We start from the raw sequence: 14,319 nt of genomic DNA, 5'->3' as shown, positions 1-14,319 counted from the left end.
GGAGATTGCAAGGATAGGAGACGACAAGGTGATCGACATACATACGCACATACTTCCAGGCATTGATGACGGCGCTATGGATGAGACGGTTGCTGTCCGGATGGCTCAGGCTGCCGAACGGGAAGGCATTCGCACGCTGATTGCGACCCCTCATCATGCGAACGGCAGGTTTTCCAATCCAGGTCCGCAAATTCGCCATGATGTGGAGATGCTGAATCGGCTGCTGAAGGCCGAGGGCGTTGCCGTAAACGTGCTGGCGGGGCAAGAGGTGCGGCTTAACCGCGAGCTGCTTGACGACCTGCAGAACGGCGGCACGATCGGGCTTCATGATACGCCGTATTTGCTGCTGGAGCTGCCGACGGCCGAGGTTCCAGCGTATACGCTGGAGATGATTCACGAGCTGCGGATTCGGAATTGGCTTCCGATTATTGCTCACCCGGAGCGCAATGCCGAACTGGCCGCCGACGCTGACAAGCTTGCGGCTCTGATCGAGGCAGGCGCGCTGGCTCAATTAACCTCGCACTCTGTCAATGGGTCATTTGGACGTAAGCTGCAAAAAATAGGCTTCGATTGGTGCAACCAGGGACTCGTTCAATTCGTATCATCTGATGCGCACAATTTGGAAGGCCGGGCCTTTGGACTTAAACAGGCATACGAGGCGATCGGGCAGGCCTGCGGCGGAGCGATGCAGCAATACTTGCAAGACAATGCCTGCAGGCTGCTGGAGCGGGAGGATATTCCACTGCTTGCGTTGACGCAAGCCCGGAAGAAGCCTTGGTGGAGAATTTGGTAGCATTCGGGCTGTCATAGATGATTCTTGGTTGAATACATTAAAATTTCTTTATTTATGGAAAAAAGTGAGCTATTTATTTGACCATTTCTTAATATTCATGTAACATTCCACAAGTAAGCTATAGAAAAAGGCGGATTTAATCTGTGTTTATCAAGACATAGAAGAGTGAGCGGCTGTTCGTTATTGCTAACGATGGCTGACGAACTAGAACCGCTTTCTTCTAAACTCTAGATTTTATACATAATAGATTTTGAAAAGGAGAGGAATGTGAATCGTGAAGAAAAAATTACTTGCAACTACTGTCGCTGCCAGCTTGACCTTTGCATCCTTTGCAGGATTGCCGCTTAGCCAAAAAGGACTGTTTGAGAAAATGGGGATCAGCAGCGTTGCTCATGCTGCCAGCCTTGATGATGTGGAAAATAAGATCAAGTTGCTCGAATCGTATCTGTGGGAAGCCGGAGAGAAGGACGCTATTGTCGCAGCTGACGCCAAGCTGGCGGCGCTGACGAACAGCGATGTAGCCATCGTTGATCCGCTGCTGAAGGATATCACGGGTCCAGTGGACGCTTACGGCGTGCTAGAGCTGTTTACGAAGCTTACCCCGTTCTTTGATACGACCAAGGAGAGCATGGTTGACTATTTGAACAAGCCGGCTGTGCGCGGCATTTTGCATCAGCTTGAAGCCGCTTCGGGCGAAGATTTGAAGCAGGGCGAAATTAAAACGGATGATGTCATTCAATATGCTTACAAATTCCAGACGGCTTTATTCAATGAGCTTAATGGCGCTGATCTGGTGACGCTGGGCAAGCTGGCTGCCAATGACCAGACTGAGCTGAAAAAGCTGGTCAAGAAAGCGGCGGATAACGTGCTGAGCGACCTGACGAATCCGTTCAACCGGATGCTGAAGGGCTTGCATATTGATTCGCAGGACATCGCCGATACAACCGAAAACTTTGTCGCTGCGGTGGACCCGGAGCATGAAGCTGTGTACAGCCTCGGCTTGGGCGCCCTGCGTTATAAAATTGATAAATCGTACAGCAACGAGGTGACCTCAGGCACAAGCGGCGCTTACAGCGTGAAGTTTAATGTAGCGGGCCTGACCATTCCTGAAGCGTTGCTCAAGGTTAGCTTTGATTCTACCAATAAAGCGGTTGTGACTAGCTATAACGGCGCAACAGGCACGCTTTCCGCAAGCATCTCGGCCGCAGGCACGACCGCAACAGGCGAGCTGCAAGGGCGGATAAACCTGCCGAGTACGAAGCTGGATAACAAGCTGATCATCAAGAAAGCTGTTACGCTTGCCAAAGAAGAAGAAAAATCCTCGTCTAATGGCGGCGGTGGGGGCGGTGGCGGTTCTACTGACTCCACGGACCCGGCCGTTGACGCAGTAAGCAAGGAGCTTGACAACGCCGCAGCTGAACTGGCTAACCTGGAGGGAGCGGCTAAGGACGCCTTCCTGAACGAGCTGGCCGCCAAAGCGCAGGAAGCTGTAGCGAAGGCAGCCACGCTGGACCTGTCCAATAAAATTGTCGTAACCGATGGCAAAGCCGAGCTGAAGCTGGCTGCTGCTGATCTGGTCAAGCAAGTGCAAAATGTGCTGAATCAGGCAAAGCAGCTTGCTGACAAGCTGGACAAGCTGGGCGCGCCAGCGAGTCTGACAGACAAGCTGGAGCTGAAGCTGAGTCTCGGCACCATCAGTGCAGCGTCCATTGCGGTTCCGCTTGACAAGTCTGTGCTGGATGCAGCTCGCAACGGCAGTATCGGCCAAATTGCGATTCAAGTGAATGGCGTTGGCGTAGCGCTTGATCCGGCCGCTTTCAATGCGGACACGACGCTGGGCATTCAGACGCAGAATGGTTCGGTAGCCACGCAAGCAACCGATTTGCCGCTTGCTTCGCAAGTTTATGAATTTACATTTACGGTAGACGGACGTAATGTGACCAGCTTCTCGCAGCCAGTTACATTGAGCTTACCGGTGGACAATGTGAATCGCTTTGATGCGGAGCTGCTGACACTTGCCAAGATTATTGATGGCAAGCTGGAGTTTTACGCTGGTAAGTATGACAATGCAACGAAACAGCTGTCGCAAAAACGCAGCTCATTCTCGACCTATACGGTCGTTGAAAACAAGGTTTCCTTTGACGATACGTCTGCAGTTGAAGCATGGGCTGGGCGTCAAATCCAGGTAGCGGCTGCCAAGGGGATTGTGGAAGGCCGGGCTGACAAGCAATTCGTGCCGAATGCAACGGTAACGCGCGCTGAGTTCGCCAAGATGATCGTAAATACATTTGGCTTGCAATCGCCAAATGCATCCGAAAGCTTCGACGATGTTAACGACAACGACTGGTTCCAGCCTTATGTCGCTGCTGCCGTCAAAAATGGTCTTGTTAACGGTCGCTCCGAAGGCAAATTTGAGCCGAACGGCCAAATAACGCGCGCTGAAATGGCGACGATTGCTGCCCGTGCGTTGACCAAGGTTAAGGACATTGCAGCGGTGAAGGATGCGGATGCAGCGCTGAAAAGCTTCGTAGACACTGCTGCAATCAACGATTCTCTGAAATCCGGCGTTGCTCTGTCGGCTTCCCAAGGCATCATCGTTGGAGAAGACGGCGACAAGTTCAACCCGAATGACAATTCGACTCGCGCACAAGCTGCTGTCGTGATCTACCGGTTGCTGAACAAATAAGCGAGCCTACTCCGAGATACCTCCTCTCCTTGTGAGGGGGGGTATCAGCTTTGAGGATTTGTTTTTATAGGATGGAGGAGCATCATGGAACTTGATTTGAAGGATTATATCAAGATCATCCGCAAGCGGATCTGGTTAATCCTTGCTTTTGTACTGGTCTGTACGATGGCTACGGGTATCGTGAGCTATTTTTTTATGGAGCCTGTGTATGAAGCTTCTACGAAGCTGATCGTGAACAAGTCAAATGAACAGCAGGGCTTGCAGCAGGTCGATATAAATTCGGTCAACTTAAACATTCGCTTGATTGACACATATAAAGAGGTCATCAAAACACCTCGAATTATGGATAAGGTGGCCAAGGATTATCCGCAGTTCAATCTCAGTGCAGATGAATTGATCAAGAAAGTTCGAGTTAGCTCTGTGAACAACACCCAGGTTATGACACTTATCGTAGAAGACAACTCTTATAATAAAGCTGCAGATATCGTCAATGCCGTATCCAGGGTATTTCAGGACCAAATCCCCTCCATCATGAAGGTTGATAATGTATCGCTGCTGAACGAAGCGACCTATATGGAAAATCCGACCCCGGTTAAACCTAATCCCAAGCTGAATATTGCGATCAGCCTGGTCGTCTCTCTGATGATTGCGATCGGACTTGCGTTTTTGCTGGAATATTTGGATGACTCGATCAAGACGGAAGAAGACATCAAGCAATATTTGGACCTGCCGACTGTGGCGATGATTGCCAAGATCAAGGAAGAGGATTTGCAGGGGAGCAAAGCAGGCGCTACTCCATCAAAACCAGAACAAGTAGGTGAACGAAACCGTGCTTCCATCCACTCCAAATCGTAGACCGATCATTACGCACGAAAATCCGAAATCTCCAATTTCCGAAGCTTACCGGACATTGCGAACAAATATTCAATTTTCTGCGATTGACGAAGAGCTGCGGGTTATTATGGTCACCTCGGCGGGACCGGGTGAAGGCAAGTCAACGACACTTACGAACTTGGCCGTCGCTTATGCACAGACCGATATGAAGGTCATCGTCATTGATGCCGATTTGCGCAAGCCAACGATGCATCATACTTTTTCCGTGACCAATCGGTTCGGGCTGACTTCCATTTTGTCCGGGCAAGCGAAGCTGAGCGATGTGCTGCAGAACACGTATGTGGAAGGGCTGGCTCTGATCACCTCAGGTCCGATTCCTCCTAACCCGTCGGAAATGCTGGCTTCCAAGCGGATGACGGCGCTGCTGGATGAGCTGAAGCAATCCTACGACATTATTCTTATTGATGCTCCACCGACCTTGGCCGTAACCGATTCACAGATTGTTGCTACCAAATGCGACGGGGTCATTCTGGTCGTTGATGCAGGCAAGGTCAAGCGGGAGATGGCGATTAAAGCGAAAGCCAATCTGGATCATGTGAAGGCGCGTATTTTGGGTGTCGTCTTAAACAACATGGACCGCAAAAATGCCGAGTCTTACTATTATTACTATTACGGGGCCAATGAGCCCAAAAAATAACGGATGATCAGGTGATGGAGGATGGACATGAGTTACGAGAAACGGCATTCGCTGTTGGTGATCCTGGACATGGCGATTGTATGGTTTAGTATTTTAACCGCATATGTGCTTCGCTTTGACGGGAACATTCCATCCTCCTTTATCGGCCAAGCCATTATTTATGGAGCAATTTCCAGTGCGATTTGTTTTCTTACGCTTCGTTACTTCAAGCTGTACAATCGCGTATGGCAGTACGCCAGCGTCGGAGAAATGATTGCCCTGTTCAAGGCAGTCACGGTTGGCGTTGTGTTGTCGTACGCCGTAACGTTTGTCATCCTGTGGGAGCGGGTACCCTTGTCGATCTTGCTGCGCCATTATGAAACCTTGCTGCTTTGCATCGGCGGGTCACGCTTCGGCTGGCGTATTGTGCGCGACCGTTTTCTGCTCAAGAAGCCTCCGACACAAAAGCAAGCGCTGATTTATGGAGCAGGAGACTGCGGCGCCTTAATTGCCAAGGAAATGCTCAGCCAACTGGACGCCGAGCTGTACCCGGTTGCCTTTATTGATGATGATCCAGCCAAGCAGCGGCAGCGTGTACATGATTTGCCTATTGTCGGTTCACGACAACAGATTGTCGAGGCTGCAGCGGCTATGCACATTGATGAGATTATTATCGCGATTCCCTCTTTGTCCCGTAAGGCGACGGCCGATATTATCGAGGCTTGCAAAAAGACGAAGGCCAAGCTGCGAATTATACCGGACCTGAATGACTTGATTAATGGAAAGGTAACGGTCAGACAAATTCGCGATGTTGAAGTCGAGGATTTGCTCGGACGCGATCCTATACATACCGATCTTGAAGGCATTGCCAATTATGTTGAAAATAAAACGGTGCTCGTCACGGGAGCCGGCGGTTCGATCGGCTCGGAGTTATGCCGCCAAATTGCGCCCTTCCAGCCAGCCTGTCTGATTTTACTCGGGCATGGTGAAAACAGCATTTACAATATCGAAATGGAGATGCGCAGGAAATATCCGGCACTCCCGATCGAGACCGTTATTGCCGATATACAAGATAGAGAACGAATCGACGAAGTGTTCCAAATGTACAGGCCGCAGGTCGTTTTCCACGCCGCCGCTCATAAGCACGTACCGCTGATGGAGCGCAATCCGGCCGAAGCGATCAAAAACAACGTGTTTGGCACCAAAAATGTTGCGGAGGCTGCCGATCGCTACAGCAGTGAACGGTTTGTCCTGATCTCGACCGACAAAGCCGTTAACCCGACAAGTATTATGGGGACAACTAAACGAATCGCCGAGATGATCGTTCAGTCGCTGGGCAAAACAAGCAAAACCAAATTTGTCGCTGTCCGCTTCGGCAACGTACTCGGCAGCCGTGGCAGCGTCATCCCGCATTTCAAACGCCAGATTGCTATGGGCGGCCCGGTTACCGTCACGCATCCCGATATGATCCGCTACTTCATGACCATTCCGGAAGCGGTTCAACTTGTCATTCAGGCTGGAGCCTTCGCCAAGGGCGGGGAAATTTTCATCCTCGATATGGGCGAACCCGTACGGATCGTGCAGCTCGCCGAAGATTTGATCCGCTTGTCCGGCTTCCGGCCGTATGAGGATATCGAGATCGAATTTACCGGTATTCGTCCAGGCGAGAAGCTGTATGAAGAGCTGCTGACCGATGAGGAAGGGATCGGCTCTACGACTCACGACCGGATTTTCATTGGCAAGCCTACACTGGTCAACCAGGCGCAGTTCGAGCTGGAGCTGAAGATGCTGGAGAAAAGCTTGAGTGGGGATCGGGCGCTGATTCGGGAGAGCTTGAAGAGTATGGTGCCGACGTTTTTGAATGTGAGTTAAATTGTATATTATATCCCAGTAAAGAAACTAATAAAGGCACCTTCTTTATTTCACTTAGTGTGTATGCAGCACCTAGTTGTTAATACAGGGGTGTCTTGGTTTTTGAAAATAATTACTATGAGGGTGTGACCATGAAGTTATATTTTAGCTTTAAACGTATACTTGATTTTATTGTTGCACTAGTTTCATTGTTACTTCTGTGGCCTGTAATGATAGTCATCGCAGTTATTATAAAAATTGACTCCAGAGGTCCCATTTTCTTCAAACAAAAAAGGATAGGTAGAAACAAAAGACATTTTTACATCATTAAATTTAGAACAATGAAAACTACGGCACCTAAAGATCGAGCTACTCATTTGTTATCTAATTCTGAAAGTTACATTACCAGAAGCGGCTCATTTTTGAGGAAAACGAGCTTAGACGAGTTGCCCCAGCTTTTTAATATACTGATGGGCGAGATGAGTGTTATTGGTCCAAGGCCAGCTCTTTGGAATCAATCCGATCTTATAGCCATTAGAGACAAGTACAAGGTGAACTCGATATATCCAGGTCTAACTGGTTGGGCTCAGATAAATGGTAGGGATGAAATAAGCAATGAGCTAAAAGGTAAATATGATGGTGAGTATGTTCAAAAAATGAGCCTTTGTTTTGACTTGATGATATTGTTGAAAACTGTTACTTATGTAATCGTTGGAACAGGTGTAAATGATAGAAATAAGAATGTCAGTCAGGACAATAACACTGCAATTCATGATTGATCGGAGTTTCTCGGAAGGGACAAGCTTGATATGAAGAAGATATTAGTGACAGGTTCTCGTAGTTACATTGGAACCTCACTTAAAAATTGGATGGATCAATGGCCTGGTAATTATACTGTTGAGAGCATAAATGTTAGAGATGGCCGGTGGAAAGATCGGTCATTTGAAGAATATGATGTAATTTGTCACACAGCTGCTATTGTTCATATAAAAGAAAGTGATACTGAGCAATATTTCAAAGTAAATCGGGACTTAACTATGGAAATCGCTCAAAAAGCTAAAAATGATGGCGTTAAGCTTTTTATCTTTTTGAGTACGATGGCGGTGTATGGATCTGAGACTGGAAACATAGATGCTGCTACAAATCCAACTCCAATAACACCTTATGCTGCATCGAAGTTGGAGGCTGAAAAGTTTCTATTTGATATCGAAGATGAAAGTTTTAAGGTAGCTGTGCTTAGGCCTCCGATGGTGTATGGCAAAAACTGTGGAGGTAACTATCCTAAATTAGCAAAACTGCCCTTAATATTTCCATTCTTTGTAGATATAAAAAACTACCGTAGTATGATTTTTATTGATAATCTATCGGAATTTATAAGGCTTGTCGTTGATTATAATTGTAGAGGAATATTTTTTCCACAAAACAAACATTATGTTAACACAACAGAGCTTGTAAGACTCATTGCTAAAGTCCATGGAAAGAAACTTGAGACAACGTTTCTTTTCAATTGGGGAGTTCATGTAGGCTTGCGGATGTCGGAGACCTTTAGAAAAGTTTTCGGATCATTGGTTTATGATATGAAGATGTTAGGCGGACCAGGAACCGAAGTAGATGGAAAGAAATTTGATTATGAGACATGTACATTTGAGGAATCAATAAAGCGAACAGAATTAAAATGAAACACAAGTGAATTTGGGGAGCTATATTTATGCTAAAGAAGGATGAACTAGTTAGCGTTATTATGCCAGCATATAATTGCGAAAAATATATCGACGATGCAATCATTTCTGTTTTACAACAAACCTATGCACATGTGGAACTAATCGTAATTGATGATGGTTCTAAAGATAACACGGTAGAGATCATTCAAAAGTATAGTGAGCAGGACAGCAGGGTTAAGTTTTTTAAGAATGATAAAAACTCAGGTGTGTCAGCCACAAGAAATAGAGGAATTTCTATTGCATCTGGAAACTGGATTGCATTTTTAGATAGTGATGATATTTGGGCAAATACAAAAATTGAAAAACAAATGGCCCGTATACAAAAGGAGAATGCTGAATTTCTCTTTACAGGTGTTACTTACATTAATGAAGACAACAAGCCGTATACTGGAATTTTCGAGGTTCCTGCTATGGTTTCATATAAACAGCTGTTAAGGCAAAATGTTATATCCTGTTCTTCTGTTCTGTTGAAAAAAAGTTTTTTTGAAAATATTAAAATGGAAAAAGATGATATGCATGAGGATTTTGCAGTTTGGTTGAGAATTTTACAATTAGGAGTAGTTGCTCATGGAATTAATGAACCTTTGTTGACCTATAGAATTTCTCGAAAATCAAAGTCTGGAAATAAATCAAAAACGTTGAAAATGACATACAAAGTTTACAGGTTTGTTGGAATAAATTCTGCTATGTCAGTTTTCTATACGGCTAGTCATATTTATAAATCTATTTTTAAATATAGGAAAATAAAACTAGTATAATTTATCTTAGAAACACTGCTTAACGTTATAATGCCGATTATACAAGGAGAAAAAGATGTACATTAAAATGGTATTAACAAATGCTTTTGATCCAGATCCAAGAGTTTTCAAAGAAGCAAAGTCATTAGTAGAGTGTGGACATGATGTTGAAATTTTAGCATGGGACAGAGAGAGAAAATATGTTGAGAAACCTGAGGAAATTATTGAGGGAATTAAAATTAAACGCTTTTTTATTGAAGGAAAGTACGGTTCTGGTATAAATCAATTGCTGGGTTTTGTTAGGTTTATAAAAGAATGCGGAACATATTTAAAGAAAACAACTTGTGATTTTATCCATTGCCACGATTTTGATGGGTTAGTTGTTGGTCTCATTTTAAAGTCTGCCAAAAGCAAAGTAAAGCTAGTTTATGATGAACATGATTTATTTTATCTTTATTTTGAAGGTCGAGGCGGGATACTAAATAATTTGATCGCATTTTTTATTAAAAGATTTGAACGGCAAATGCTTAAAAGAGTTGACTATCACATTGTAGTAACACCCAATATGCAGAAATTATATGAAGAGTATTCTAATTGTTTAGTAGTTACCAATGCTCCATTGCGCGAATCGTTTAAATCTATTGTGAAAGAAAAGCGTGAGAAAGTAGTTATTGGATTTATAGGTGTAATTCGATATTTTGAAGAACTAAAAGTTTTAATTGATGTTTCCAGTAAGTTTCCAATGGTTGAAGTTTTCATTGCTGGAAAGGGAACTAAGCTAGAAGCAATCAAACAACATATAGAAATAAATAAATACAATAATGTTACTATTTTTGGTGAGTATACGATCGGACAATTAGAAATCTTGTACTCGAAAATAGATATTACTTATTTAGTTTACCCATCAAAAGATTCTGAAATTTCCCTTCCGAACAAATTTTTTGAAAGTATGGTAACGGATACTCCTATAATTGCTTATCAAAATTCAGAGTTTGGTAGTATCGTTCATGATCAATCATTAGGCTGGAGTGTTGATCCTGAAAATCTAAAAACAAGTTTATTGGAAGTATTATCAAAAATCGTTGAAAATGAAAATGAAATCATCAAGGTTAAAGAAAATATGGTTAGAAATAAAGAGAAATATTATTGGGAAAGTAATATTAAATCCTTATTGAAAATTTATCGTACCTAAAAGAACTACCGGTTTAACTGAGTAATGGATACGAAGGAGATGGATGAATATTAGTAAAAGTATTAAGTATTTAGCACTTTTAATTATTTTTAAATCAGTACTTGATATCAGTTATATTTATTTTCTGAATCCGACGTTTAACTATTTAGGATTTACACTAGATTTTAGCTTCGCAAAGTATGTAGAGGCCACTTTAATCTTGCTATTTATCTTTTTTTCCTTACCTAATAAAAGTATTCCATCAAACGTAGCTGTGAATGTTTTGAATATTTTAATGATTTTACCGATATTATCCATTTATGCACTTAAAAACGAATCAAGGTTTTACTGTTATTCCGTTTTTATATCATTTATTTTACTTGTTTTTATCGTGAATAAATTCCCGAAATTTTCATTTGATTTAAGATATTCCTTAAATGGAATGTTAATTTTCGTTTTTTTTATTCTTACTATTGTAGTTTATGGATTATTAGTACGATTTAACGGATTACCAACACTTAAACTTTTTGATTTCGATGAGGTCTATAACATAAGAAGTGAAATTAACTATGGATATGAATTTATGAAATATCTAGTGCCCTGGCAAGGAACAATAATCAATGTTTTTATCATTATTATTGCTGCATTTAATAGAAATAAAAAGGTATTCATTTTAATGACTGCTCTGCAGGTTGTTTTATATTTGCTGACTTCTCATAAGACTTTTTTGTTCTATCCTCTGGCAATTTTAGTAATAATGATGTTGTTTAAAAACGGTAAAAAACCAATTGAGTACTCAGCTACTTTATTTTCAATTCTAGGAATACTAATTTCATTAGTTATATTTGAATTTAGTGGGAGTATAACTTTGCCTTCAATGCTGATCAGTAGAATTTTCTTTTTACCGGCTCAAATTAATTTTCAGTACTACGAGTTTTTTTCTCAAAACGGTTTAATGTTGTTATCTCATTCAATTTTTAGCTTTGCTTTTTCAGAACCAATCTATTCCATTCATCCGGTTAAATTAATAGGACAAATCTACTATTCAAATAATTGGCCAAATACTGGATATTTAGGCGATGCATATATGAATTTCGGGATTTATGGAATGCTTGCTTTTTCAGTGATACTTGGCATCGTTTTAAGGGTAATTGATTCACTGTCAAATACAAAATTTAAAGACATATTAGCAAAAGCATTTATCATTCTGTTCATGTTTTCCCTTTCTAATATTGGTTTGTTAACAAACATGCTTAATAACGGCTTGTTACTTTTCATCCTAATATTATATGTGTATAACGACAAACATCATAAGCTTGGTGGCGATGACAGCAATTCACATTAAATAAGAAGCATTGAATAGATTAACATGAAGTGTTTTTTTAAAATAAAATTAAGTGAGTGATGGAATATGAAAATACTATCTATTATTGGGGCGCGGCCTCAATTTATTAAAGCTGCTGTAGTATCAAGAGGCCTAATGGAAAAACATGAAGAAATTATTTTACACACAGGACAACATTATGACAGTAACATGTCAGATATATTTTTTAATGAGTTAAGTATCCCGAAGCCTAAATACAGCCTGAAAATCGGTTCTAAGTCTCATGCACGCCAAACTGGTGAAATGATGTGGGCTATTGAAGAGATTATAATTAAAGAGAATCCAAATTGCGTGCTTGTGTATGGAGATACAAACTCTACATTAGCGGGTGCTTTAGCTGCTAGTAAACTTCATGTACCAATAGTTCATGTAGAAGCTGGCTTAAGAAGTTTTAACAAAAAAATGCCGGAGGAACAAAATCGGATATTGACTGATCATATATCAGAAATTCTTTTTTGTCCTACTCAAACAGCCGTCAATAACCTTAAGTTGGAAAGTATAGTGAATGGAGTGTTTAATGTCGGGGATGTGATGTTAGACTCAACTATATTTTTCTCAAAGTTAGCGAATCAAAAGATAAATGCCAGTGATTATCTGTCTGATTTCAACTTAACTCCATCTAACTATTATTTGGCTACAATACATAGAGCCGAAAATACTGATAAAGTTGGAAAACTTCAAGAGCTATTAGCTGGTTTTAATAAATTAAATTTACCCGTTTTATTTCCAGTGCATCCTAGAATAAAAAGTATAGTTCAAGAAATTGTTTTAACAAATAATATGAGTAATCTTATTCTACAGGAACCTGTCGGGTATCTTGAAATGCTTTTATTAGTTTCAAATGCATCAAAGGTACTTACTGACAGCGGTGGATTACAGAAAGAAGCCTACTTTTTAGACAAACCCTGCATAACTTTGCGTAACGAAACTGAATGGATCGAAACTTTGAGTGGTAATTGGAATACGCTTTGTGAAATCGAAGCATCTAAGATTGTGGATTCTGTTGAAAATTCTCAACCTGAGCAACATATCAAACAAAAATTACTTTTCGGCGATGGAAATGCTTCTCAGAAAATATCTGAAATTTTATGGAAGATGTATGGATAGTTATAGGGATGTGGTAGTCGTTTATAAATATGCAGTAACTCAGAAAGTGGGTTTCGAATGAGTTATAGAAGAAATATTGCAACTAATCTCGTAGCCCAGATTATCCGAATAATACTTGTTTTTATAACTAGTGTATTTATAGCAAGAGGACTTGGAGCTGAAGGAAAAGGTTATGTTTCTTATTTTATATTAATTTTCGGTTTCATAGGAAGTTATGGCCATCTGGGTTTAAATAATGCTACCGCATATTTCTATAAAAAATCAAATTATAGTAAGGAAGATATCTATAGAAATAACATTAGTGCATTATTAATGATTTTTATTTTAATTGCGCTAGCTGTATTTTCTTTGAGAAGTATTTCATTAATGTTTACTGAATATTCTATCGGATTAATTACTCTAGGTCTTTTATATGTATTAATTATTTTTATTATGACTTGTGTTCAGGAGTTTTATGTAGGTAGTGAAAGAATTTATGAAATAAATAAATATTTACTCATAAGTGAACTTATTATATTCGTAGCAGTAGCAGCGTTGTCTTTTAGTTATCAAGTAACTATATATAGTTACTTAGTAGTGTTTATACTAGCTTCGTTGTTAAGAACAGTATTTTTAATAAAGGGTATGTCCATTAAATATGTTTTCAGTATTAGAAAATCAATAATTTCAGAAGAAATGAAATTTGGATTCATCGCCTATCTGTCAGCACTGTTTATTTTTTTAAACTATAGAATAGATCAATTCCTGATTAAACTCTTACTAGGGGTTGATGCCATGGGAATATACTCGGTAGCTGTCAGTTTAGCTGAGCTTGCATTTTTGGTGCCAACTAGTGTTTCATCCGCATTAATTGGTCGGTTGTATAACATAAACAAAGATAACTATGACAAAAAAAAGTTAACAGCATTGACTGTGAAATATACGTTCTATATTTCTGCAATAATTTCAATTTTAGGTATGCTTGTTACGCCAATAATACCATTTATATTTGGTCAAGAGTTCAGTAAAGCCTCTGAAGTAACTTTCGTATTGTTTATTGGTGTTATTTTTGCCTCAATTGGTAAAGTTTCATATGCGTATTTTTTCACTGAGGGACGCCCCAATATACATTTAAAAATTACTTTTTTTGCTTTTCTAATTAATGTTCTTTTAGATATCTTGTTCATTCCTTTTTTTGGAATGATGGGAGCTGCTGTGGCTTCGGTTATTTCGTATTTTTTCTATGGTTGTGTCTATATTTTTTTATTTATACGCAGCGAAAGTTTTTCAATGAGAGAATTTTTCCTAATAAATCGGGATGAATTTCAAAAATTACATGGGTTTTTACTTAATAAATTAGGCAGATTGAGGCTGTGGTGA

At 40.9% G+C, this 14,319-nt stretch carries 12 protein-coding genes; all 12 read left to right on the top strand.

What is annotated here, in order from left to right; translation table 11 throughout:
• Positions 1-28 precede the first annotated feature (28 nt).
• Complete coding sequence (locus tag AC6ROY_RS01070; protein ID WP_500098104.1) at positions 29-793, top strand: tyrosine-protein phosphatase; 765 nt, start codon at positions 29-31, stop codon at positions 791-793.
• Positions 794-1,067: 274 nt separating this feature from the next.
• On the top strand, positions 1,068-3,479 hold the full coding sequence (locus AC6ROY_RS01065; protein WP_500098103.1) for an S-layer homology domain-containing protein: 2,412 nt from the start codon (positions 1,068-1,070) through the stop codon (positions 3,477-3,479).
• Between the two features lie 84 nt (positions 3,480-3,563).
• A complete protein-coding gene (locus tag AC6ROY_RS01060; RefSeq protein WP_500098102.1) occupies positions 3,564-4,334 on the top strand; it encodes a YveK family protein in 771 nt (256 codons plus the stop codon).
• Positions 4,309-5,010 (top strand): CpsD/CapB family tyrosine-protein kinase, encoded by a 702-nt coding sequence (locus AC6ROY_RS01055; RefSeq protein ID WP_500098101.1) that lies wholly within the window; start codon positions 4,309-4,311, stop codon positions 5,008-5,010. The genes AC6ROY_RS01060 and AC6ROY_RS01055 overlap by 26 nt, the downstream gene beginning before the upstream one ends.
• A 27-nt stretch (positions 5,011-5,037) precedes the next feature.
• Positions 5,038-6,861 carry a polysaccharide biosynthesis protein gene (locus AC6ROY_RS01050; RefSeq protein WP_500098100.1) on the top strand — a complete coding sequence of 608 codons (1,824 nt, stop codon included), beginning with the start codon at positions 5,038-5,040 and terminating at the stop codon, positions 6,859-6,861.
• Between the two features lie 131 nt (positions 6,862-6,992).
• Complete coding sequence (locus tag AC6ROY_RS01045) at positions 6,993-7,619, top strand: sugar transferase (RefSeq protein ID WP_500098099.1); 627 nt, start codon at positions 6,993-6,995, stop codon at positions 7,617-7,619.
• Between the two features lie 30 nt (positions 7,620-7,649).
• Positions 7,650-8,519 carry an NAD-dependent epimerase/dehydratase family protein gene (locus AC6ROY_RS01040; protein ID WP_500098098.1) on the top strand — a complete coding sequence of 290 codons (870 nt, stop codon included), beginning with the start codon at positions 7,650-7,652 and terminating at the stop codon, positions 8,517-8,519.
• A 29-nt stretch (positions 8,520-8,548) separates the two neighbouring features.
• On the top strand, positions 8,549-9,319 hold the full coding sequence (locus tag AC6ROY_RS01035) for a glycosyltransferase family 2 protein (RefSeq protein ID WP_500098097.1): 771 nt from the start codon (positions 8,549-8,551) through the stop codon (positions 9,317-9,319).
• 55 nt (positions 9,320-9,374) lie between these two features.
• Positions 9,375-10,490, top strand: a complete 1,116-nt coding sequence (locus tag AC6ROY_RS01030; protein ID WP_500098096.1) for a glycosyltransferase — start codon at positions 9,375-9,377, stop codon at positions 10,488-10,490.
• Positions 10,491-10,533: 43 nt separating this feature from the next.
• Positions 10,534-11,814, top strand: a complete 1,281-nt coding sequence (locus tag AC6ROY_RS01025; protein WP_500098095.1) for an O-antigen polymerase — start codon at positions 10,534-10,536, stop codon at positions 11,812-11,814.
• Between the two features lie 66 nt (positions 11,815-11,880).
• Positions 11,881-12,960 carry a non-hydrolyzing UDP-N-acetylglucosamine 2-epimerase gene (gene wecB, locus AC6ROY_RS01020; protein WP_500098094.1) on the top strand — a complete coding sequence of 360 codons (1,080 nt, stop codon included), beginning with the start codon at positions 11,881-11,883 and terminating at the stop codon, positions 12,958-12,960.
• Positions 12,961-13,017: 57 nt separating this feature from the next.
• Positions 13,018-14,319, top strand: a complete 1,302-nt coding sequence (locus AC6ROY_RS01015; RefSeq protein ID WP_500098093.1) for an oligosaccharide flippase family protein — start codon at positions 13,018-13,020, stop codon at positions 14,317-14,319.

It is taken from the genome of Paenibacillus sp. sg306046 (assembly GCF_059821225.1).
The sequence above is the reverse complement of the archived record's forward strand: the minus strand, read 5'-3'. Positions and strand labels throughout refer to the sequence as shown.